Source organism: Streptomyces sp. NPDC042259 (genome assembly GCF_055582085.1).
In genome coordinates this window covers 101080-122620 of the sequence record NZ_JBVJDW010000011.1, presented here as the reverse complement: position 1 = coordinate 122620, position 21541 = coordinate 101080, and the positions used below count along the sequence as shown (strand labels likewise).

15 protein-coding genes, 2 pseudogenes and 4 CRISPR repeat arrays (1 of these 21 cut by a window edge) are annotated in these 21541 nt (G+C 72.4%); of the genes and pseudogenes, 6 read left to right on the top strand and 11 right to left on the bottom strand.

Annotated elements, in window-relative coordinates; all coding sequences use genetic code 11:
• Positions 1-30 precede the first annotated feature (30 nt).
• The 4 genes from ACZ6MA_RS26440 to ACZ6MA_RS26425 all read left to right on the top strand — a co-directional run bounded on the left by ACZ6MA_RS26440 (position 31) and on the right by ACZ6MA_RS26425 (position 4546).
• Positions 31-1773, top strand: coding sequence for an asparagine synthase-related protein (locus tag ACZ6MA_RS26440; RefSeq protein ID WP_469436493.1), 1743 nt, complete (start codon positions 31-33; stop codon positions 1771-1773).
• The gene (locus ACZ6MA_RS26435) at positions 1767-2063 is read left to right on the top strand and encodes a PqqD family protein (RefSeq protein WP_466842293.1); all 297 of its coding nucleotides are present in this window, start codon (positions 1767-1769) and stop codon (positions 2061-2063) included. Before ACZ6MA_RS26440 ends, ACZ6MA_RS26435 begins: the two co-directional genes overlap by 7 nt.
• The gene (locus ACZ6MA_RS26430) at positions 2060-2476 is read left to right on the top strand and encodes a lasso peptide biosynthesis B2 protein (RefSeq protein ID WP_469436492.1); all 417 of its coding nucleotides are present in this window, start codon (positions 2060-2062) and stop codon (positions 2474-2476) included. The genes ACZ6MA_RS26435 and ACZ6MA_RS26430 overlap by 4 nt, the downstream gene beginning before the upstream one ends.
• Before the next feature lie 183 nt (positions 2477-2659).
• On the top strand, positions 2660-4546 hold the full coding sequence (locus ACZ6MA_RS26425; protein WP_469436490.1) for an ATP-binding cassette domain-containing protein: 1887 nt from the start codon (positions 2660-2662) through the stop codon (positions 4544-4546).
• A gap of 256 nt (positions 4547-4802) precedes the next feature.
• A CRISPR array of direct repeats spans positions 4803-5563; the repeat unit is 29 nt.
• A gap of 145 nt (positions 5564-5708) precedes the next feature.
• Positions 5709-6287: direct repeats of the CRISPR family, unit length 29 nt; unit sequence CGGCTCACCTCCGCCTGCGCGGAGCGGAC.
• Positions 6288-7738: 1451 nt separating this feature from the next.
• Here the strand turns inward: ACZ6MA_RS26425 and ACZ6MA_RS26420 are convergent.
• The 7 genes and pseudogenes from ACZ6MA_RS26420 to ACZ6MA_RS26390 form a co-directional block, all read right to left on the bottom strand.
• Positions 7739-9221, bottom strand: a pseudogene (locus ACZ6MA_RS26420) (DUF4158 domain-containing protein); the annotation flags it as partial.
• A gap of 175 nt (positions 9222-9396) precedes the next feature.
• Positions 9397-10263 (bottom strand): hypothetical protein, encoded by an 867-nt coding sequence (locus tag ACZ6MA_RS26415; protein WP_469436489.1) that lies wholly within the window; start codon positions 10261-10263, stop codon positions 9397-9399.
• On the bottom strand, positions 10244-11143 hold the full coding sequence (locus ACZ6MA_RS26410) for an aldo/keto reductase (RefSeq protein WP_466842280.1): 900 nt from the start codon (positions 11141-11143) through the stop codon (positions 10244-10246). Before ACZ6MA_RS26410 ends, ACZ6MA_RS26415 begins: the two co-directional genes overlap by 20 nt.
• Positions 11140-12330, bottom strand: coding sequence for a cupin domain-containing protein (locus ACZ6MA_RS26405; protein ID WP_469436488.1), 1191 nt, complete (start codon positions 12328-12330; stop codon positions 11140-11142). Before ACZ6MA_RS26405 ends, ACZ6MA_RS26410 begins: the two co-directional genes overlap by 4 nt.
• Positions 12331-12335: 5 nt before the next feature.
• Positions 12336-12482 carry a hypothetical protein gene (locus ACZ6MA_RS26400; protein WP_466842276.1) on the bottom strand — a complete coding sequence of 49 codons (147 nt, stop codon included), beginning with the start codon at positions 12480-12482 and terminating at the stop codon, positions 12336-12338.
• A 100-nt stretch (positions 12483-12582) separates the two neighbouring features.
• The gene (locus ACZ6MA_RS26395; protein ID WP_469436486.1) at positions 12583-12762 is read right to left on the bottom strand and encodes a hypothetical protein; all 180 of its coding nucleotides are present in this window, start codon (positions 12760-12762) and stop codon (positions 12583-12585) included.
• On the bottom strand, positions 12759-13079 hold the full coding sequence (locus ACZ6MA_RS26390) for a hypothetical protein (RefSeq protein ID WP_469436485.1): 321 nt from the start codon (positions 13077-13079) through the stop codon (positions 12759-12761). The genes ACZ6MA_RS26395 and ACZ6MA_RS26390 overlap by 4 nt, the downstream gene beginning before the upstream one ends.
• Positions 13080-13719: 640 nt before the next feature.
• Here ACZ6MA_RS26390 and ACZ6MA_RS26385 point away from each other — a divergent pair.
• Positions 13720-14724, top strand: a complete 1005-nt coding sequence (locus tag ACZ6MA_RS26385; RefSeq protein ID WP_469436484.1) for a hypothetical protein — start codon at positions 13720-13722, stop codon at positions 14722-14724.
• A gap of 17 nt (positions 14725-14741) precedes the next feature.
• On the top strand, positions 14742-15308 hold the full coding sequence (locus tag ACZ6MA_RS26380) for a GNAT family N-acetyltransferase (protein ID WP_469436482.1): 567 nt from the start codon (positions 14742-14744) through the stop codon (positions 15306-15308).
• A 65-nt stretch (positions 15309-15373) separates the two neighbouring features.
• Here the strand turns inward: ACZ6MA_RS26380 and ACZ6MA_RS26375 are convergent, their stop codons facing one another.
• The 4 genes and pseudogenes from ACZ6MA_RS26375 to ACZ6MA_RS26360 form a co-directional block, all read right to left on the bottom strand.
• Positions 15374-15538, bottom strand: a complete 165-nt coding sequence (locus ACZ6MA_RS26375) for a hypothetical protein (protein ID WP_466842265.1) — start codon at positions 15536-15538, stop codon at positions 15374-15376.
• A 117-nt stretch (positions 15539-15655) separates the two neighbouring features.
• The gene (locus tag ACZ6MA_RS26370) at positions 15656-16909 is read right to left on the bottom strand and encodes a hypothetical protein (protein WP_469436717.1); all 1254 of its coding nucleotides are present in this window, start codon (positions 16907-16909) and stop codon (positions 15656-15658) included.
• Between the two features lie 745 nt (positions 16910-17654).
• Positions 17655-18191, bottom strand: a pseudogene (locus tag ACZ6MA_RS26365) (AAA family ATPase); the annotation flags it as partial.
• Positions 18192-18473: 282 nt separating this feature from the next.
• Positions 18474-18868: direct repeats of the CRISPR family, unit length 29 nt; unit sequence CGGCTCACCTCCGCCTGCGCGGAGCGGAC.
• Between the two features lie 1020 nt (positions 18869-19888).
• Positions 19889-20392, bottom strand: a complete 504-nt coding sequence (locus ACZ6MA_RS26360) for a hypothetical protein (RefSeq protein ID WP_469436480.1) — start codon at positions 20390-20392, stop codon at positions 19889-19891.
• A 403-nt stretch (positions 20393-20795) separates the two neighbouring features.
• Positions 20796-21541: direct repeats of the CRISPR family, unit length 29 nt; unit sequence CGGCTCACCTCCGCCTGCGCGGAGCGGAC; it runs 77 nt beyond the window's last position.

Sequence of the window (21541 nt, the reverse complement as noted above, 5' to 3'; positions counted from 1 at the left end):
CCACAGGGCTGATCAAGGGGAGGCGTACAGATGGAACGGGAGTGGATCAGCGGCGGCACCGCCGCCGTGAACGGGACGGAAGTCGAAGGGCTCGGCGACGTCCGCCGGGCCGCGGGTGCGCGGGTGCGGACGGTCTCCGAGGGGTCGGTCGCCCTCGCCGTCGTGGGCGACCTCTTGCTCACCGAGCAGGAGCTGATGGACGCCCTTCCGGCCGTGCGGGCGGGCCGGTGGGTCGAACTCACGCGGTGGCTGGGCTCGTACTGGGTGGTTGCCGACAACGGGCGGCAGCGGTTCGTGTGCGGTGACCTGGCCGGCCTGCGGGCCGTCTACCACACGCTGCGCGGCAAGGAGACGGCGTGGGCGAGCGAGGCCAGCCTCCTGGGGCGCCCGCTGGTGCCGGATCTGCCGCATCTGGCGGCCCGGCTGACCGTGGGCGAGCACCACTGGCCCCACCGCAGCCTGTACGAACAGATCCGCCTGGTGCCCGGCGGGTTCGGGCTGCTGCTCGCGCCCGGGGCACCGCCGCAGCTCATCGACATCACCGGCGTGAAGCCCGTGGATGAGCTCCGGGAAGGCGCAGACCGGTTCGGGCAGGTGCTCACCGACGCCGTCCAGTACCGCGTCCGCGCAGCCGATGGCGTGGTGGGGGCGGACCTGTCCGGCGGGCTGGACTCCTCGGCGGCTGTCGTCCTCGCGGCCGACGCCGGGCCGGTGCACGCGGTCACCTACACCGACGGCTACACCAGCGGCGAGGACATGGCGTACGCCGCCCGCATCGCCGAGCACACCGGTGCCCGGCACTCGGTGGCCACCGGAGGCGACGAGCAGCTGCCGTTCGGCTTCCCAGCCGGGCAGCCGGCCGCAGCAGAGCCGGTGCTGGCGGCGGCCATGTTCGCGATGGACGCCTGCTACCTGGACCCGGTGCGCGCCCTGCCGCTGCACCTGACCGGACACGGCGGGGACATCGCGCTGGACGCCTCCAGCTCCTGCTGGGTCCGCCTCCTCCAAGACGGCCGGCGGCGCGAGGCCCACCGCCAGGTCGTGGCGTTCGCCCGGCTCCGCAACACCGCACCCGGCCCGTACTGGAAGGCCCTCAAAGACGCCGCCGCCCTCGGCCGGGCCGGCGCCCTCGAACGTGCCGCCGAGGCCCTGGAGCGCGGGCCTGCCACGCCCCAGGCCGCCCAGGCCGGCTGGTCGTGGTGCCGTCTTGGAGCAGGCGCGTCCTGGCTCACCGGCTATGGCCGCCACCAGGTTGCCGCCCTGCTGCGGCAGGCCGCCCGCGACCAGCAGCCTTCGAATGCCGACGAGTTCGACCAGTGGGCCGCGCTCCGGTCGGTGGGCGCCTGTGCCCGCGGCTGGATCCCGTACGGGCACGCCCTCGGCATCCGGCCGGTGTATCCGTACCTGGACAACCAGGTCGTCCGCGCCGCGTTCGCCGTCCCGGCCCTGGCCCGGCGGGGGCTGGTGGCCTACAAGCCGCTGCTACGCGAGTCGCTGCCGCACTTGCCCGACTGGCTGACTTCCCGCCGCTCGAAGGGCTCGTTCACCGCCCAGCGGATCGCTGGACTCGCCCGTCACCAGGGCCGGCTCGACGAGCTGGTCGCCTCCAGCCCGCTCGCGGAGGGCGGGCTCGTCGACCCTGGGGCCGTACGGTCCGCGCTCGCGCAGGCGGCCCGGGGGCAGAGCGTCACGGTGATCGCCGATCTGCATCAGCTGATCGTGACGTGCTGGTGGCTGACCGGCCAGGCCAGCGAGCTGGAGGCGGCATGCTGACCCCTGCACCGCACATCCATCACGCCGCCTCCCAGCACGGCACGGCGGTGCTCGACGTCCGGCGCGGAGCGTGGCTGATGCTCGATACGGACGCCTCCCGCATCTGGCACGCCATCACCGTCCGCGGCGGCACACCTGGGCTCGCCGACGAGATCGCCATCCCCGCCGGCCAGGACCCGCAGCAGGTCAGTGGCCAGATCGCCGCGTTCGTCGACGAGCTGGTGGCCGTCGGCGTCCTGGTCGATACCGACCGCCCCAGGCGTGTCCGAAGGAGGTGGTGGCGCCGATGACGGTCATGGTCCCCGCCACCCGGCCCACTGCCCCGGCGCGTGACCGGCTGGTGGCCGCCGTCGCGCTCGCCCTCTCCCTGGCCACGAGCCAGTGCCCGCTGCGCTGGCAGATCGCCGCCGTGCGGCTGCTGCGCGGGCTGCCGTACGTGCGCCTCGCCCGCCTCGAAGCCCTCTACACGGCCGTACAGGCGGTGATTCCCTCCTGGTTGCCGGGCCGGATCGCGTGCATGGAGGTCAGTCTCGCCACCGTCATCGCCGCTGCCCTCACCGGCCGCCAGGCCCGTTGGGCGCTCGGCGCCCGCTTCCTGCCCGACGCCGCACATGCCTGGGCCGAGGTACCCGAAGGCGCGGTCGGACGCGACATCGGCGACGCCGTCGACCGGCCCTGGATGCCAGTGATGACCGTGCCGTAGACGGCACCGGGCTGCCGTGATCCGGGGCCGGCCCGAGCTTCCCCGCCCCGGATCACGACCTCACTCGAACGAGTGAAAACCAGGTGGTGCGGCTGACAGGCAGGTGGGGCGACCAGGGCCGATGCGCAGTGTGCGGAACAATCCCGTTGCCTTCCCGCCTGGTCCGGCTTCCTCATGGGGTGCGTGAGTTCTTCCGTACCCTCTTCGCCCGCTGCCGCGGCGGGCCAGCCGCCGGTCATGCGCCTGGCCTCCGACCGGCACTTCGAGGCGAGTGTCAGCCTGTCCACCACCGCGATAGCGCGTCGTCTGCCAGCCACCCTTGCCCAGGCGGCCCGTCTCGGCTGGCGCACCGATCGCCGCGCGGTGGTGGCCCTGCTCGCCTGCCAGCTCGGCGCCGCCGCGCTCACCGCGACCGCGCTGGCGGCCACCACACGCGTGCTGTCCGCCATGTTCACCGGAGACGACATCGCCGCCGGGCTGCGCGGCAACCTGACCGCGCTGGTGGTGCTCGGCCTCGCGGCATCCGGCCGCTACCTGCTGGATGCCGCCGCCCGTGCGTCCGCTGCCCGGCTCGCTCCGAAGGCCGTACGCGAAGCAGACCTTGAGGTCATCACCGCCGCCACCGCCGCCGAGCTGGCCGCATACGAGGACCCGGACTTCGAGGACGCTCATGCCGCCGCCACCGACGGCGTGGAGAAGACCGGCGACCTCATTCTCGACGCCCAGCTGCTGACCTCCGCCGCCGCCCAGCTCGCTGCCGCGGCGACCATGGTCACCGTGCTGCACCCGGTGATGCTGCCCCTGCTGATCGCCTCGGTCGTCCCATGTGCCTGGGGAGCGGTGCGCGGGGCCCGGATCGAGCACGCGGCCCGCCACCGCAACCTGGCCGACTCCCGCCTGCGGAACGTGTTCCGCTCGTACACCACGGAGCGGAACACCGCCGATGAGGTCCGCGCGGGCACCATGGCCGGGTTCCTCATCCGCCAGTACCGCATCGTCTCCGGCCGCCTGGAGGCCGAGCAGCTGCGGGCGACGAGGCAGGCCCTGGTGGTGCAGGGCATCGGCGACGCGCTCACCGCCGTCGGCACCGCCGCGACCTGGGGCGTGCTCGTCCTGCTCGTGGCCACCGGCCGCATGGAGTTGGCCGCGGCGGGAACCGCCGCCCTGGCCGTACGGACCTCCGGTGCCGCACTCGCGACGACGGTCCGGGCAGGGGCCCGGCTGTTTCGCACCTCCCTGTCGCTGGACGACTGGACTCGCTTCCTGACCGTGGCCAAGCCGTGGACGACTCGACGCGGTTCGGCCCCGGTCGCCGAGGACGGACCGCAGGTGATCACCGCCACGGCCGTCTCCTTCACCTACCCCGGCGCAGACGCCCCCGCGCTCGACGGCATCAACCTGGACCTCAAACGCGGCGAGGTCATCGCGCTGGTCGGCGAGAACGGCGCCGGCAAGACCACCCTCGCCCGCGTACTGACCGGCCTGTTCCTCCCCACGACGGGCTCGGTGCGATGGGACGGGGTGGACCTGGCGGACGCCGACCCGGCCGGGGTGCTGTCGAAGGTGGCGCTTGTGCCGCAGGACTACACGCGCTGGCCGCTGGCCGCCCGCGAGAACATCACCCTCGGCCAGCCCCGCCCCGAAGGCGACACAGCCGTGCATGCCGCCGCCGAGGCGGCGGGCGCCGACAGCGTCATCACCGCATTGCCACGGGGGCTGGACACCTCACTGGCCCGCTCCTGGTGGGGCGGACACGACCTGTCCGGCGGGCAGTGGCAGCGCATCGCGGTCGCCCGCGCCTTTCACCGCGACGCCCCTGTACTGGTGATGGACGAGCCGACCGCCGCCCTCGACGCCCGCGCCGAGCACCGCATTTACACCCGACTCAAGGCCCTCGCCGCCGGGCGAGCGACCGTATTCATCACCCATCGTCTGGCCAACACCCGCCTCGCCGACCGGATCGTTGTGCTCGACCAGGGCCGCGTCTCCGAAACGGGTACGTACGACGAGTTGATCAGTCAGGCAGGGGGCTTTTTCGAGATGCTGAAGTTGCAGGAAGACAGGGACTGACCGGGGCGCTCGCCCGTACACCAGGCGTTGAGCAAACCCAGGTACTGGAAACGGCTGCTGTGACGCTGAACCGGGCTACGTCCGGTCACCTAGCCACCCTGTCGGGGGCGGCTGGTGGCCCGTTCGAGGAACCTTGCCCGCTCGGGCCTTGCGGCGGCGTCCCGCCCGTACCCACGCTGTGCGTGGGCGGCAATGAGGCGTCGAGATCACCCCGTGGGGCGCCAGTGGGAGACGAAGCGGCGCAGCTGCTCCCGCTGGGCTCACCTCCGCTCGCGCGGAGAGCACCGTCACCCGTCGCAACCGTGCCGGCGCGGTTCCGGCTCACCTCCGCTCGCGCGGAGAGCACACCGTAGCGGCAAGGGGGCGCTGCCAGCGCGGCGGCTCACCTCCGCTCGCGCGGAGAGCACCGGGCAGGCAGCCAGGTATCCCCCGTCCGCCTCGGCTCACCTCCGCTCGCGCGGAGAGCACTCAAGCCTCAGGCAGACGGCCGCCGTTCTCAGCGGCTCACCTCCGCTCGCGCGGAGAGCACTCCGCTCCCGTGTCACCGATCTTGATCTGGTACGGCTCACCTCCGCTCGCGCGGAGAGCACGAGGCGCTGGCCGTCCGCGAGGGGGTCCGGCACGGCTCACCTCCGCTCGCGCGGAGAGCACCGCTCCCCTCGTTACCGGGCCCGCCTCGGACCCGGCTCACCTCCGCTCGCGCGGAGAGCACCACGAGAGGATCGACCGGCAGCGCGACGCCGACGGCTCACCTCCGCTCGCGCGGAGAGCACTTGGCAATCCAGTCGAATGTCCCCTGCCTCTACGGCTCACCTCCGCTCGCGCGGAGAGCACCACTGCTTGCTGCCGTCTTCGCCTTCCTCGCCCGGCTCACCTCCGCTCGCGCGGAGAGCACGCCGTTGTGCTCAAGCGCCGCACTGACCCCGACGGCTCACCTCCGCTCGCGCGGAGAGCACAGACCGGCTCTGACCTGCTAAGACGCGGAAATCGGCTCACCTCCGCTCGCGCGGAGAGCACCCTTCGCGACCTGCGACGTTGGAAGGGCTTTGCCTATTCGTGATTCAAAGAACTGGGCGCTGCGCCCATTCAATCGCACGCGGAGACCAGGCCTGGAGCATCTGGTCAGAGCGCTTGCCGGCTGCCTCACCTCGCCTGAGGGTGGCCAGCTCACCTCCGCCTGCGCGGAGCGGACGGCTACGAGTTCAGCGACGTCTGGGAGTGGGACGGCTCACCTCCGCCTGCGCGGAGCGGACCTCCTCCCGGGCCAGACAGCGCCGGCGGTCCTCGGCTCACCTCCGCCTGCGCGGAGCGGACAGCGGCTGGACACATGTCAGACCTAGAACCAGCGGCTCACCTCCGCCTGCGCGGAGCGGACGTCAGTCTGCCCGGTAACGGCCGCGTAGATCACGGCTCACCTTCGCCTGCGCGGAGCGGACGAGCGCAGCGAGTCGAACATCTCGATCTCGGCCGGCTCACCTCCGCCTGCGCGGAGCGGACCCGATGGTCGTCGCCTGGACCGGGCAGAGCGGCGGCTCACCTCCGCCTGCGCGGAGCGGACGAGCCCCGGCCGGGCGAGCACATGTGGAACATCGGCTCACCTCCGCCTGCGCGGAGCGGACGACTTCAACACCGCCTCCGTGGGCAACAACTCCGGCTCACCTCCGCCTGCGCGGAGCGGACAGGTCACCGGCCGCGCCCTCGACCTGGCCGTCCGGCTCACCTCCGCCTGCGCGGAGCGGACCCTTCGCGACCTGGGGAGTTTGAGGGGCTTTGCCTATTCGTGATTCAAGGAACGTGGCTCTGTGCCCATTGAATCTGATCGACGACCCCTTGACGGCTGTTCAGCAGTTCCGGACCGGGAGCGCTGGCAGGACGAGGACTGGGCAAGCGTCCTGGCGTCCCCCTCGTCGGAGGCCAGGCCGCCCGGTCCCCTCCGTTTGGCTCGGCGCGGCTGTGGCCAGCCTCGGCCCACCTCCGCTCGCGCGGAGAGCACAGCCGAGCGCGGTCCTCCGTCGTCGCCCCCTTCGGCTCACCTCCGCCTGCGCGGAGCGGACCTGCGCTGGGTCGTCCAGGGCGCCGTCGACGTCGGCTCACCTCCGCTCGCGCGGAGAGCACGCCTTAACGGCCTCCGTGAGGGCCTTGCGCTCCGGCTCACCTCCGCCTGCGCGGAGCGGGCCCACAGTCGGTCCCATACAGTGCGACCACCTCCGGCTCACCTCCGCTCGCGCGGAGAGCACGACAGGATCGGACGGACCATCGCGTCGCGGGCCGGCTCACCTCCGCCTGCGCGGAGAGCACACCATGTGCAGCGACTCGTCGGAGCCGATCACCGGCTCACCTCCGCCTGCGCGGAGAGCACGTGGTGGAAGTGCCGCATGGAATCACGTGCCACGGCTCACCTCCGCCTGCGCGGAGAGCACTGCCGGCACTCGCCCCGGGGCGGGGGCAACGCCGGCTCACCTCCGCCTGCGCGGAGCGGACCCCTTCGCGACCTGGGGTGTTGGAAGGGCTTTGCCTATTCGTGATTCAAAGAACTGGGCGCTGCGCCCATTCGATCGCACGCGGAGACCAGGCCTGGAGGATCTGGTCAGAGCGCTTGCCGGCTGGCTCACCTCGCCTGAGGGTGGCCGGCTCACCTCCGCCTGCGCGGAGCGGACGTGGCGTGCGCCACTGACACCGCGCGCGCGAGTGGCTCACCTCCGCCTGCGCGGAGCGGACGTTGGCAGGGGCCCCGCGCCGCTGCGGGCGGCCGGCTCACCTCCGCCTGCGCGGAGCGGACGCCGCCGGCGGGGACGGGGGCGAGGCGGCGTTCGGCTCACCTCCGCCTGCGCGGAGCGGACGCCCGACTGGCTGACAGCGGTTCCGTGATCGTCGGCTCACCTCCGCCTGCGCGGGGCGGACGGGTCGATGCCGCCCTTGGAGTCCATGGTCGACGACTCACCTCCGCTCGCGCGGAGAGCACCGGTCACTCGGCGCGAACAGTGTTGCCATTCTGGGCTCACCTCCGCTCGCGCGGAGAGCACGACAGGATCGGACGGACCATCGCGTCGCGGGCCGGCTCACCTCCGCCTGCGCGGAGCGGACGCATCAGCAGCCAGATCCAGGTCTGCTCCCTCGGGCTCACCTCCGCCTGCGCGGAGCGGACGGGTAAATCCCAGCACTGACAAGGGCTGACGGAGGCTCACCTCCGCCTAGCTGTTCCAGCACGCACACCACGTACGCGTCCCGGTCCACCGCGCCCTGCGGCAGATCGGGGTTGGCGTACACCGCCTTGCGCCACGTGGGCGGCACGAGCTTGTCGTCCACCTCGCGCGGCAACAGCGGCTTGACGCCCACCTTCCGCCGGGCCAGCGCCGGTAGGCCGCGCACCCCGGCCAGGACCCGCTTCCCGGCACTCGCCGCGTCCAGGGCCTTCGACTCACCCAGCAACGCGAGGAACGGACGGACCGTGGCGTACCGGTTCGTGAGCGCGGCCCGCATGGCGACCTCGGCCGAGTTCTCGTCCTCGGGCACCAGCGAGACCACGGTGGCCGCCGCGGTCATCACGGCGGCGTGGGGGGGCGACTTCCTCTACGGCTGCCCAGAGCGCGGCCACGTCTAGGTCCGTCGCCTGCTCCTCGACCAGCTCCAGTTCTTCGAATAGCACCTTCGCCGCCCGCGCGAGCACCCGTGACGCCTTCTCCAACTGCGGCAGCGTGGACAGCCGCTCCTTCTCCGTCTTGCGCTTCGCCGTGTTCAGCAGCCGGGTGGCCATGAGGACCTGGAACAGGTCCAGGGCCTCGTCGATCGCCTTCGCCTCCAGGTGCCGCATCACCGCGGTGAGCATCGCCGTGCGCTTGGGCTCCGCCGCCCGCTCCAGCAGGGGCGCCTTCGAGCCCAGCGCGTACCGGGCCAGCGTCGCCATCCGGTTCGGCGGGATCTGCGACAGCCTCAGCCGCCCGAGCCGGTACGCGCCGATCTCGTCCACCCGCTCCAGCGCGCGGGCGAACGCCGTGCCCGTCGTCCGCGTCGGTGGCCGGCGCAGCCGCTCCAGCTCCGAGAACCGTGAGCCCTCCGGCGTCTTCAGCGTCGCCACCAGGTCCCCGGGCAGCGCCGGGTCCGCGCGGCGGGCGGCGCCCGCGACCGTGGCGTGCAGGCGCTTCTCCGCGACTTGCCGCGCCTCCGACACCTGCCGGGCCAGCACCGACACCCCGGGCAGCAGGACCCGGTGACGGCGCAGCCAGCCCACCGCGTGGTCGAACAGCGCCTTCGGTCCCTCGGCGTGCGTCCACGCCCGCCCGTGCAGGAACGTACGGAACCGCCGGCCCCACTCGGCGTCCTCGTAGGGGTGGTAGCCGTAGGCGTCCCGGATCTCCCACGCGTGGTCGTACAGCGTCTGGCGCCGCTCCGTGTACCGCTTGACCACGGACGGGTCCTCGATGCCGAGCTGCACGGCCAGGTGCTCGACCACCGGCCAAGGGGCCGCGAGCGGGTCCTCCAGGAACAGCCCGACGTACCGCACCGTGCACATCTGGAGCGCGAACCCGAGCCGGTGATGCTCCGTCCGCCGCAAGGCGATCAGGTCCCGGTCCACGTCGTCCAGGAAGAAGAACCGCTCCAGCTCGGGCCTCGTCGGCTCCTCGGCGAACGTACCGTACGCCTCGGCCTGCTCATCGCTCAGAAATTCCACCGGCACGAACCGGACCGTAGCCAGCCCCGGACCGGGCCCGGAGGCGTTTCGCCGAACCCCAGCGGCGCAGTGGATCACTGTGCTAGACGGCCATGATCGTTCTCACCGATAACCGCTGTACCGATGTTCCCCGAGGCCGGATGTGCTCCCGCTCCGGTCAACGACGGACCGGAGCGCAGTGTTACGCGGCGCGCGGAAGGTCTGGGGCAGGCTGATGCGGCGGGCGTACCCCGGTGAGGTGTTCGGCCCGGTCGGCGAGTGGTTGGGCGAGGTGGGGGTACCAGCCGCGGGCGACGGCCTGGAGCATCTCGGCGAGCGCGCACAGCTCCCCGACGCGGCCGGCGTCGGTGTCGAGGACGTCGGCGAAGGCATCGTGGATGCGGGCGGCGACGGTGGGGACGGCGAGGCTGGCGGCGTGCAGGGTGCCCGCGTCGAAGCCGACCGGGATCCGCCCCCAGCGTTCCCAGTCCAGGATCGTCAGCGGGTGGCCGGTGATGTTCGCCCATTGCAGGTCGCCGTGGCCGGTGGTGCGCTCGATCTCCGACGGCCCGGGGATGCCGAGGAAGTGCGGGAAGGCCCGTGCCGCCCAGCTGTCGCGGACCGTGACCCGCATCGCCCCTTCGGTCTTGCCCAGCGTGTCGAGGGCGTGGCGGAGGTCTGTCCACCACTGATCGGGCAGGCCCGGGTCGGTGACGAGGTCGCACCGGTGGGGGGAGACGACGGGTGTGGTGACCAGGTCGCTCAGTTCGGCTTCGTAGGTGTAGCCGTCGGCCGTCCACGTGGTGACGGCGTGCAGGCGGGGGCGCGGCACTTCGCCGGGGACCAGCTGCTCGGCGCCGGTGGTTCCCTCGCCCGGTGCGCGCTGCGGTCGGCCGGCTTTGCCGGAGTCGACCCGCAGCCACCGGTCCTCGCCGGCGCGGGCGCCGATGGTGCAGCCGAGCCATCCCCAGGCGAGCGGCCGGGCCGTCTCGACGCCGAGGCGCCGGGCGGCTTCGTTGAGCGCGGCCTCCATCCGGGCCCGTGTGCCGTCATCGGGTGGCGCATACATCGGTGATCTCCCTGAGTCGTCGGGCGTCCAACGGTAGAGCGAGCGCGGCGGTGGCCTCGGCCCAGTTCGTGGGGGTGCTGGCGGAGAGGAGGACGACGTCCAGGCCCGGGGTTGACGCGGCGGCCAGCAGGCAGGCGGCGGCCGCCGAGATCCCGGGCCGGATCAGGTCGACCAGTTCCGGCGTCACCAGGCCCAGGAGGTCGCCGCCGTGGAGCGGGGCCGAGCCGAACGTGGTCAGTCCGGCGGCGCGGGCCTGGACGAGGGTGCCCCGGCCGTCGAGGGCGTGGCGGATCGGGCGGTCCATGACCAGGCTCACCGGCTGCTGCAACGCCACGAGATGGTGCCGCCCCGCCCCCGCGGCCTGCCGGGCGAGCCCGAGCAGCTCCCGCACGGTGAACACCGCGTGGTCGAGCCCGGACCAGGTCGCCACCCCGTACCCGCCGATCCGGCCCGCACGGGTGAGGTCTTCGAGCACGGCGAACGCAGCCCGGAGCCGGGTGTGTATGCCGGGGCGGTGCCGGTCGGCCTGCTCGGGGTTGTGGACGAAGACCACGTCCGCGCGCCCGAGTTCCTCCACCGACCGTTCGGCCTGCCACCGGACGAAGCCAGGGTCGAGGCTGTGCCCCACGGCGGCCTGGTCCTCGCCGAGCACCCCGGCCGCTACCGCCTCCCGCCCCTGGGAGGGGGTGAAGAACCCCGTCTTCGTCGAGACCTTCACTGCGGGGAAGTCGGCGATCACCTGCCGGAGCAGGGGGTGGGCGCGGCCGTCCTGGTAGTTGGGCGCGGTGTCCACCCACGCCGCGCCGGCCGCGCACGCGGTGCGCGCCGCCTCCTCGACGGCGCGCACCCGGTACGTCCCCAGGCCCAGGGCCGCGCTCACCGGCCGGTCCCGGTGACGGCGGCGGCCTGGCCTTGCACGAGGGCCGTGGCGATCTGGGCCACGTCTGCGACCGGCAGTGCGGCCTGCTCGGCGAGGTAGCCGAGCGCGACCGGCCGGCCGGGCATCAGGGCCTGCAGCACCGGCCGCGCCGCAGCGGCGAACTCCCACGCGGTTCCGGCACCGGCCAGCACCACCGTCCCGTCCGGGCCGGTATCGAGGTGGGCGCGGGGGCAGGTCAGCCGGACGACGACGCCCGGGTCCGCCGGCACGCCGGTGATGTACGGCAGGGAGGTGCGGGGGTGTCCGGGGTGGGTGGTGTCCACCGATGCCGCCCACCGCCCGACGAGGCCGGGCCGGTCCAGTTCGGCCAGCAGTTCCTTGCGCAGCTCCTCGGTGTAGGCGGTCTGGTCGTGGGCGGGGGCGAAGCGGGGGACGTCCTGGCGCACGGTGAGGCGGGTGCGCAGCTGGTCGACGATCCAGCCCAGGAGGTCGGCTCCAGTGCGCGGTCCCGTCAGCCCGAACGACAGGTGCAGTGAGGGGGTGCCCTGGTCGGCGGTGACCGCGTGCCAGCAGCCGCGGGGCACGTAGAGCAGGTCACCGGAGGTCAGCACCACCTCCTCGACCGGGTCTCCGTTCGGCTCCGGGGGGAACTCGACGTCGCGCCAGTCGGGGGAGGGACGCGTGGGCCCGTACAGGCGCCACCGCTTGGCGCCGTCGATCTGGGCGACGACCACGTCGTGGTCGTCCCAGTGGGTGCCGAAGCCCTCGGTGGGTGTCCAGGAGGCGTAGGCATTGACCTGGACGGAGGTCCGTACGAACCGCTCCAGGCTGTGTGCTGCCGCGGTGATGGGCGGGTGGATCTCCTCGGCGGAGTCCAGGACCAGGGAAGCCCCTTCCGAGAGACGGGTGTGGACGTCGGCGGGCAGGATGCGGTGCCAGGAGGAGCCCCGCCGGTTGGTGACCGGCATCGCGTACCGCTCGGGAGGCAGGGCGTCCCCGCCGGCGGACAGCCGCAGCCGGGGCGGTGCGAGCCGGTGCGTGGCCAGGATCGTGTTCAGCGCGTCCCAGCTCAGCAGCGAGTCGAAGGCCCCGTCGGGGCCGCGGGATACGTGGTGGGAGCGGGAAAGCGTCTGGGCGAGGAAGGTCTCCCCGCCCAGACGCTCCGCCCACAAGGGCGTGTCGGTCATCGGGATCAGGAACCGGTGTCGTTCGAGTCGGACTTGCCGCCGGTGCTGTCCGACGGCTGGTCGGCCCGGGTGCGGGCCGCGGTGATCCGCCGCGCGGCGATAAGCAGGCCCGAGCTGGGCTCGGCGGGCGTGGGTGTGGTGTGGTTGGCCACTGCATCCTCCAAAAGGGTGGGACGAGCGTGCGCGCCCCTTGGGTGACCCCGCCCTCCGGCGGAGGACGGGGAGTTGATGGGGCTCCCGGTGCAAAGCGGTCTACGAGCCGTCGAGGGCGGTGTCCGGCATCGCGGCCGGGAGCGGTTCGTCGGTGCGGTCGAGGAATTCGCCGGCCTGCTGGTGCAGCACTACGCCGGGCCCGGCCAGGCCGAGGACCACGAGCGTGAGCGCGGCCCGCACGGGGTGCCAGGAGATCCCGGCGTCGTGGTCGGCGGTCATCGGGCAGCCACCTCCCGGCGATCGTCGAGGAGCGCCTGGAGGTGTCTGGCGAGCCGGTCCGCCCGGACCAGCGGGGGGCACTCTCCTCGCGGTGCGGAGAGCCAGTCGGCTGTTTCCGAGCCATCGGCGGTGCGGGGCAGCACCAGGTGGATCCCCGAGGAGAGCACCCGCACCCCCGGCACCTCGACCCGGGGAAAGGTGCGGGACGGCACCAGGACGTACAGCTCGCCATGGAGGTGGTCCGCCAGTACCGGGTGGCCGCTTTGGGGGTCCAGCCGCATGCGGTCCAGGGCCTCCAGCCCCACCGTCATCGGCATGACGGCCACCGCGTCCCACCGCACCCCGCACGCCTCCCACCGGCACTGGTCATGAGCTCTGGCCCACGACCGGCGCTTACGGGCATCCGGTGCCGCCAGCGCAACCCAACCCCTGCCCGACGCTTTCGACACCGGAGGCCTCCCCGCACTCGTCGTCCTGACCTGCCCCTCCAAAGAACCAGCGACGGGGCGGGGGGAGCGATGCCAGGCCGATGAAAGACCGATGCAAAACCGAAGCGGCGGGTGAACCATGGCCAACGCCGGGGCAATTGAGGGGCGGGAGCGGTACGGTCACCGCACCCGTCCGCGGATTCCGTCCGGAGCCCGACATGGCTGACCGCCGCAATCCCCCCAACACCCAGCTGCGCGCCGTGCGCGAAGACCGCGTCCAGATGAGCCGCCACGAGTTCGCCGCGCTGATCAACACCACGGGCCAGGAGATGGGCGAGGGCGTCTCCTGCTCCGCCCGGCTCATCGCGGCCTGGGAGGACGGGGACGTGGGGTGCCCCCAGCCGGTGTACCGGCGCATCCTGACAAGGGTGACCGGGCGGACCATCAGGAGCTGGGATTCCGCCCCACCACGCCAGCAAGGCCCGTACAGCCGGCCGACGGACCGTACGAGCCGGACCAGGAGGCACCGGTGCACAACCGCCGTGAGTTCCTGGCCGACGGTACGGGCGCCGTCCTCTCCCTCACCCTCCCCGCACCCGGCCCGGCGACCGCGCCCGGCCGGATCGGGATCCGCGCCGTGCGCGCCGTCGACCAGGCCGTCACCACCCTCTACGCCCACGACCACGACCACGGCTCCGCCGCCCTGCGCCGGGACGCCGCCACCGCCCTGCACACCGCCTACCAGTGGCTCCAGGACGGGACCTACACCGAGAAGACCGGCAAGAAGCTCCGCTCGGCAACCGGCCACCTCTCGATCGCCGCCGGGTGGCTGTCCTACGACTCCGGCCGCGCCGCCGACGCCCGCTCCCTGTACGGCGAGGCCCTGGCCGCCGCCCGAATCGCCGACGACCCCGCCCTGGAAGCACACGCCTTCGGCTGCCTCTCCCTCCTCGCCAAGTCCTCAGGACGCCCCCGCGAGGCCATCTCCGCCGCCCAGGGCGCGCAGAGCGCGGTCCGCACCTACGGCTCGCCGCGCATGCTGAGCCTGTTCGCGATGCGCGAGGCCAGCGGCTGGGCCCTCATGGGCGATACCGCCGCCACCGACCGGGCCATCGTGCGAGCCCACCACCTCTACGCCAAGGGCCCGCGCGAAGAAGCCGACCCGGCATGGCTGGAGTTCTTCACCCCCGGCGAGCTGGCCGGCCTCGAAGCCCTCGCCCGCGCCGACCTCGGCCAGCACGAACGCGCCGCCACCGGCGCCGAACAGGCAGTCCTCCTGCACGGCAACTCCTTCGCCAGAAACCGCGCCCTGTACACCGCAGACGTCGCCATCCAACATGCGGTCAGGGACCAGCCGGAGCCCGAGGCAGCCGCCGAGGCCGCCGGACGCGTCCTCGCGTACCTCCCCGAGGTGCGCTCCGACCGCCTGCTGCAGTCCCTGCACAACATCGAAAGCGCACTCCAGCGACACGACCGCGTCCCCGCGGTCGCCGACTGGCTGGAGGAGTACCGCACCACCGCCAGCGCCAGCTAAAGGAGGAGACGGCAACCTTGAGCACCCGCACGGACGTGGTGATCCGCACCTACGGCCCCGGCCAGGTCCCACCCCTGCTCGACCTGATCGCCGACATCTGGGCCGACGCCCACCCCGAACTCGTCGACACCCCCGGAGCCACCACCGCAGGCCTGTCCGTGCCCGCACTCCACCGGCAGATCAACGGCCACCTCGCCCACCCCGGCTTCACCCTCGTCGCCGCCTACGCGGGCGGCACCGCCGTCGGCTTCGCCTACGCCTTCCCCTGCTCAGCCACCTACTGGTTCGGCCCCGACCTCCTCGACCAGGTCCCCGAAGGCGCCCGCACCGAACGGCTGATGGGCCTGTGCGAGCTAGCGGTCCGACCGCCGTGGCAGTCCCAGGGAATCGGCTCCCTGCTCCACGCGGCACTCCTCAAGACCATCAACCCCCGCTGGTCCTCCCTCCTCGCCCTCCCCTCCAACAACCGCGGCAAAGGCCTCTACGCCCGACTCGGCTACGAGTACGCAGGCCCGTACCGCAACGAACCCGGCGGCCCCGAATTCGACCTGCTACTCCTGCACGTCGACGACCGAGGCCACTGACAGGCCAGCGCGCTGCACCCACTGGGTTGACCCCGTTGGGTCTAACGGGGTCAACCCGGCGCTGATCAGGTCAGCACCCCGGCCGGGTCAGGGACGCGCTCGTCGCTATGCGGGTGGGCCCGCGCTGGGGCTATCCGGTACTTGCCGACCATCTGCGCGACCAGCTGTACGTCCTGGTGCCGCCGGGCACCGGGCAGGTGGCCGTCGGCCTTCCCGGCGTGCGCGTCCACGCAGACCGGCTCCCCGAGGACGACGGCTGCCGCCCGGCTGTTCGCCGAGCTGACCCTGCACCGAGTGCCGCCGGGGGCCTCTCCACGCCTGCTCACGCCCTGTTGGGGCTGTTGGACCTAACAGGTCTTACCGGCCCATGGACGGCCCTCCACGGCCTCGTGAGGGCGGCTGGCGTGGTAGCTGGCCGACTCCTGCGCCCGGGCCCGGGACTGCTCGGCGGCCGCGCGCCTCTGCTCGACGATGTGCGACCGGCGGGCCTTGGTCTCGACGTCGTGGAGCTCGGGGTATTTCGTGGCGATCGTCTTGCGTAGGACCTGTTCGGCCTGCCCGGCCGCCACGGTGGCGCGGCTGCTGTCGGCCGCCTGCTGGAACTTGGCGGCCTCACCGTGCAGGCGGGCCAGTGTCTGGGCGTCGCGGCGGTCCAGGCGCTGCTCGAAGTCGGGCAGCCGCTCGCGCATCGTGGCCGGCCTCTCGGTGACGACGTCGAGCTCCTTCGGGGCGGGCTTGTCGGCGCCGAGGTCGCGGAACTGCCCGGCGAGGTTGCTCTCGCTCACCAGCTTCCACGCCTCAAGCCGGTGGTCGCGGGCGGCGTTCTCGGCCCGGTTCGCCTCCGTCCACAGCGCCGCTCGCTCGGCGGTCACGGCGCTGATGTCGGCCTCCAGCTGCTTGACGGTGAAGCCGAGGCGACGCCGCTCGATGAAGCCCGCCCTCTGCCTGGGCTCCAGGTACTTGCGCAGGTGTTCGTCCTTCTGCTCGGCGGCGGTGCGCGCGTTGAGGGCCTTGGTGTTCTCCTCGGCGGCCTTTCTCGCCTGGACCTCGGCCTGGTCCAGCACGGCGGCGGCGTTGGCGACGTACGCCTGCCCTCGGGTCTGCCCGGCCTCCTTCTCTGCGGCGAGACGCTCCTCGATGACTCGGGCCTCCCTCTCCTTCTCGGCCGCGTACCGGTCGCCGTCTTCGGCGGCCTTGAAGCACAGGCCAATCCTGCGGGCCAGATCGGTGTCCGACTGCCTGCCGAACGGGCGGCGCTTCCAGGACTCCACGGCGGCCATCTCGTGCAGGCGCCGGTTCTCCGTCAGACGCTTTGTACGGGCCTCGTCCTCGTTGGCGAGCTCCAGGCTCACCGCCGGCGCATCGGCACCACGGTCGGTGCCGGTGCTCTCGTGGGCCTCGACGGCGAGCTGCTGCGCCTGTTCGTACGCCGCGCGGGCCCGGGCGGGGGAGACGGTCGTCGCCTCCCGGGCCCGGCGTAGAGCCGCCTCGCTCTCTTCGCGGGCACGGGCCCGGGCTTCGTCTTCCCGGACCGTCTGCGCGGGCACGTAGGCGGGCACGTAGGCGGGCTCGGGCGGCTCGCGCAGCAGGTCCGAGATCATCGAGTCGCCGCGGTCCTGCCCGAGGAAGCGGGCGAACGCGGTGACGGCGCGCTGCAGGCGTTCGGTCTCGGAGCGGGCAGCGCCGAGGCGGGCCTGGGTTTCCTCGTCCTCGATGGCCTCCAGCGGCAGCCACAGGTGATTCTCGGTGCGTCCGCGGGTGATTGCCGGGGTAGGTCGCGAACGCGTTGGAGCCGAACCCGTAGAGCAGGCTGACCTCGCTGGTGAGGCCCTGGCTGGCGGCGACGGTCATGGCATAGCCGAGGGAGAGCGCGCCGGAGCTGATCGCCTTCGGCTCGTACCAGGCGGAGACGGTCTCGCTGGTCTTCTTGTCGCGCCAGGTGATCTCGACGCGGTGGGCGTCGTCGATGGCGGTGACCACGGCGCGGTAGCCGTTGAGGACGTCGGGCCCCTCGCCCCTGCGCGAGCGGTAGTCGTTCTGTCGTACGCGGATCAGGTCGCCGACGGCGAGGTTGAGTTCCGCGCCGCCGGACAGGGCGTAGCGGTGCTCGGCGCCGAGTTCGCCGCGCTGCCGGCGGATCTGCTGCGCGCCGAGGTTGAGAAGCTCGACGTCGCTGTTGCGGGCGGCCAGCACGGTCAGGGAGTCGATCAAGTCGTGCGGGTTCGCCCAGCGTCCGCGGGCCTCGTCCCAGGTGGTGAGGATCTGCTCGTGGGCCTCGATGGCGCTCTCGGTGGCGTGGACGCGGCCGGTGTCGGCGAGGATGCGCAGGGCCTGCTCGTGGTCGCCGGTGCGCCACACCTCCAGGGCGGCGCGCTCGGCGTCGTTGCGCTGGCGCCGGTTCTCGGTGAGCACCAGACCGTTGACGATGCGGTGGACCTCCTTGAACCAGCCGCCCGGGCCGATCGCCTGGAGCTGCTTCGGGTCGCCGATCGCCACGATCTTCGTGCCGGTGCGGGCGGCCTCGGCGAAGAGGGCGGCGGCCTGCCGGTCGTTGGACATGGTGGCCTCGTCGACGACCAGGACGTCGATGCCCGTGAGTCCGTTGCCGTCGCGGATCTGCTGCAGCCAGGAGGCGATCGAGCGGGCCGGGATGCCGGACGCGTCGTCCAGACTCTTGGCGGCGACCGCGCTCACGGTGGCGCCGGCGTAGGTGTGGCCGGTGGCGTCCCACGCGATCCGGCACGCCTCCATCAACGTCGACTTGCCGGTGCCGGCCGCACCGACGTGCGCGTCGATGCCGAGCCCGGCGGTCAGCGTCCTCTCAATCGCGGCGCGCTGTTCGTCGGACAGCGCGAAGCCGTTGGCGACCTCGAAGACGGACATGGCGGCTGCGGCCTGCTCTGCGGTCAGCTGGACCGCACCCTCGTGGACGCGCGCCTGGGCCTGCTCGATGACGAGTTCCTCGGCATCGAGGATGTCGCGGGTGGTGTACCGGTCGGTGCTGCTCATCACCTTGGAGCCGACGTGCGGCAGCGCCACGGCGTACCCCTCGACGCGCAGGACGTCGTCGACCAGGTGCTGGAGGTCGGTGAGGTCGGCGCTGCCGAATCCGTACGGCAGCGCGTTGGCGACGGCGGCCATCAGCGCGGCGCGGGTGAACTCCTTCGGCTCACCTCCGCCTGCGCGGAGCGGACGTCGTGCCGAAGCCGAGCGCCTCATCCATCGCCGGCTCACCTCCGCCTGCGCGGAGCGGACCACAAGGTCGTGCACTATGGCGGGGACACCAACGGCTCACCTCCGCCTGCGCGGAGCGGACTCCGCCTAGTCTCGGTCAGCATTTCGGCGGTTCGGCTCACCTCCGCCTGCGCGGAGCGGACTGCCCCCGGGCCAACGTCAGGTCCAGGCTGATCGGCTCACCTCCGCCTGCGCGGAGCGGACCGGACCTGCCGGGCGAAGCGGCGCACCGCCAGCGGCTCACCTCCGCCTGCGCGGAGCGGACAGGGTCTGGCGCTGCCCGAGCAGGACGGAGGGCGGCTCACCTCCGCCTGCGCGGAGCGGACCCTTCGCGACCTGGGGAGTTTGAGGGGCTTTGCCTATTCGTGATTCAAGGAACGTGGCTCTGTGCCCATTGAATCTGATCGACGACCCCTTGACGGCTGTTCAGCAGTTCCGGACCGGGAGCGCTGGCAGGACGAGGACTGGGCAAGCGTCCTGGCGTCCCCCTCGTCGGAGGCCAGGCCGCCCGGTCCCCTCCGTTTGGCTCGGCGCGGCTGTGGCCAGCCTCGGCCCACCTCCGCTCGCGCGGAGAGCACAGCCGAGCGCGGTCCTCCGTCGTCGCCCCCTTCGGCTCACCTCCGCCTGCGCGGAGCGGACGCGTTGGCGAGCACTACCCCAGGGCTGTAGAGCGGCTCACCTCCGCCTGCGCGGAGACCACAAGGTGGGTCTGCTGCTGGTGCGCCCGGATGCCGGCTCACCTCCGCCTGCGCGGAGCGGACTCCGACGTCAGGACGAGGGTGCGGCGGCTCTTCGGCTCACCTCCGCCTGCGCGGAGCGGACGATGGACCGGGCCTAATCGGTCTGTCGGGGCACGGCTCACCTCCGCCTGCGCGGAGCGGACGCTGTCTCCCTGCACGACGTGCCCTACGCGCTCGGCTCACCTCCGCCTGTGCGGAGCGGACCTTCCCCAGGCCAGGGGGCACGGTCCCGGTGCCGGCTCACCTCCGCCTGTGCGGAGCGGACTGTACGCGGCCCGGCGGCACTGGACGAGAGCCGGCTCACCTCCGCCTGTGCGGAGCGGACCCTTCGCGACCTGGGATGTTGGAAGGGCTTTGCCTATTCGTGATTCAAAGAACTGGGCGCTGCGCCCATTCAATCGCACGCGGAGACCAGGCCTGGAGCATCTGGTCAGAGCGCTTGCCGACTGGCTCACCTCGCATGAGGGTGGCCAGCTCACCCCCGCCTGCGCGGAGAGCGCGCGATGTCGGCGAACATCTCCTCGCACACGGCCGGCTCACCTCCGCCTGCGCGGAGAGCACGATGAGGATCCGCACGCGTGTTATCACCCAGCCTTGCCCGGTGGCCTAACGCCACATATCCGCACCGTCGCGCCCACTCGGGTCCATCGTCAAGAGGTCTTCGTGAAGACCTGAGAGGGGCCGGCCGGTGGAGCATCCGTCCTCGCCAGACTCCATGACCGCCCAGCCGACATCGACCCCAGAGAGGTTCACGTCCCCGCCGCAGTCGAGTTCGTCCACCGCGGCGAACACCGCTTCGTAGGCGATGGCCCGAGCCAGCAGCACCAAGTCGTCCCGGTCTGCCCCCGCGTCCAACAGGCGCTGGGCCGCGGCCACCTGTTCCAGAGCCCCTGGGGCGGCCCAGCCATCGATCGCGTCTCGCCACAACGAGCGGAGCAGCACAAACCGTGCCAGCTGCGGCTGGTTCTCATCGATCTCAGACCGCACCCATTCCAGCGCGTCGGCCACACCAAGGGCCTCGTACTGCCTCCGAAGCGATTCTGCCGCCGCTCGCTTCGACGATGTCAGTCCGGACAACCACGACTGCCACATCGCCTCGACATCATTCATCGCACCAGGATGCCCCACTGGACGCCAGCACCGTCAGCCCAGTGCCGTGCTTGTTCGAGGGCGGGCACGCCTTGGCGCCGGCGGTGGGGGGGTGGCGCCATGCGGCGATGTGGATGCCTGCTGCGCCGGTCCAGGCAGTGAGCTGGTGGGGTACCGGCTGGAGATCGGTGTAGCCGGTGAGGAGGCTGTCGCCGCTGGTGGGGCTGTGGCAGTGGGCGTGGAAGAGGGTGCGGCCGAGGTCGGGCGAATCTGGGCGTCGTCGCCCGTCCTCGTGGCGTTCTCTCTACGCTGGGTTTCATGGCCATTCCGGAGTTCATTCAGCGTCTTCGCGCCGCGCTCGGTAGTGATCATCTCTGTGGCTGCCTGGCGTCACCGCTGTGGTGATGGATGAGGAAGGAAGGATCCGGCTCACCTCCGCCTGCGCGGAGCGGACTCCCCGGCGGCCGGGACCACGCCGTCGTCGGTCGGCTCACCTCCGCCTGCGCGGAGCGGACTCCCCGGCGGCCGGGACCACGCCGTCGTCGGTCGGCTCACCTCTGCCTGCGCGGAGCGGACGACCAGGGCCTTGTCGCCATCCTGACCGCCGACGGCTCACCTCCGCCTGCGCGGAGCGGACTCCTGGTGCAGTTCCTCATGGACGCCAATCGCCGGCTCACCTCCGCCTGCGCGGAGCGGACTCAGGTTGCCGCTCAGGTTGCCCGTCAGGTTGCGGCTCACCTCCGCCTGCGCGGAGCGGACGTGATGAGCGGGGTTCTCAGCAGGTAGACGGCCGGCTCACCTCCGCCTGCGCGGAGCGGACTCAGACGCTGGAGCGTGAAGCGGTGGCCCGCCCGGCTCACCTCCGCCTGCGCGGAGCGGACTCAGACGCTGGAGCGTGAAGCGGTGGCCCGCCCGGCTCACCTCCGCCTGCGCGGAGCGGACAACCTGACGGTCCGCGAACGCGGCCACTACAACGGCTCACCTCCGCCTGCGCGGAGCGGACCCCGAGGAGGGGAGGGCCATGGCCATCACCGACGGCTCACCTCCGCCTGCGCGGAGCGGACGGCGGAAGACTCGTCAGAAGACTGATACATCACGGCTCACCTCCGCCTGCGCGGAGCGGACTGCACCAGCCACAAGAGTATGCGGCGTTTCAGAGGCTCACCTCCG

What these genes read in the sequence shown, in the direction of transcription:
- ACZ6MA_RS26430 (WP_469436492.1), top strand. Translation starts at nt 2,060, where the DNA reads ATGACGGTCATGGTCCCCGCCACCCGGCCCACTGCCCCGGCGCGTGAC.
- ACZ6MA_RS26395 (WP_469436486.1), bottom strand. Translation starts at nt 12,762, where the DNA reads ATGACCGCCGACCACGACGCCGGGATCTCCTGGCACCCCGTGCGGGCC.
- ACZ6MA_RS26435 (WP_466842293.1), top strand. Translation starts at nt 1,767, where the DNA reads ATGCTGACCCCTGCACCGCACATCCATCACGCCGCCTCCCAGCACGGC.
- ACZ6MA_RS26390 (WP_469436485.1), bottom strand. Translation starts at nt 13,079, where the DNA reads ATGCCGATGACGGTGGGGCTGGAGGCCCTGGACCGCATGCGGCTGGAC.
- ACZ6MA_RS26360 (WP_469436480.1), bottom strand. Translation starts at nt 20,392, where the DNA reads ATGAATGATGTCGAGGCGATGTGGCAGTCGTGGTTGTCCGGACTGACA.
- ACZ6MA_RS26440 (WP_469436493.1), top strand. Translation starts at nt 31, where the DNA reads ATGGAACGGGAGTGGATCAGCGGCGGCACCGCCGCCGTGAACGGGACG.
- ACZ6MA_RS26405 (WP_469436488.1), bottom strand. Translation starts at nt 12,330, where the DNA reads ATGACCGACACGCCCTTGTGGGCGGAGCGTCTGGGCGGGGAGACCTTC.
- ACZ6MA_RS26415 (WP_469436489.1), bottom strand. Translation starts at nt 10,263, where the DNA reads ATGTATGCGCCACCCGATGACGGCACACGGGCCCGGATGGAGGCCGCG.
- ACZ6MA_RS26370 (WP_469436717.1), bottom strand. Translation starts at nt 16,909, where the DNA reads ATGATCTCGGACCTGCTGCGCGAGCCGCCCGAGCCCGCCTACGTGCCC.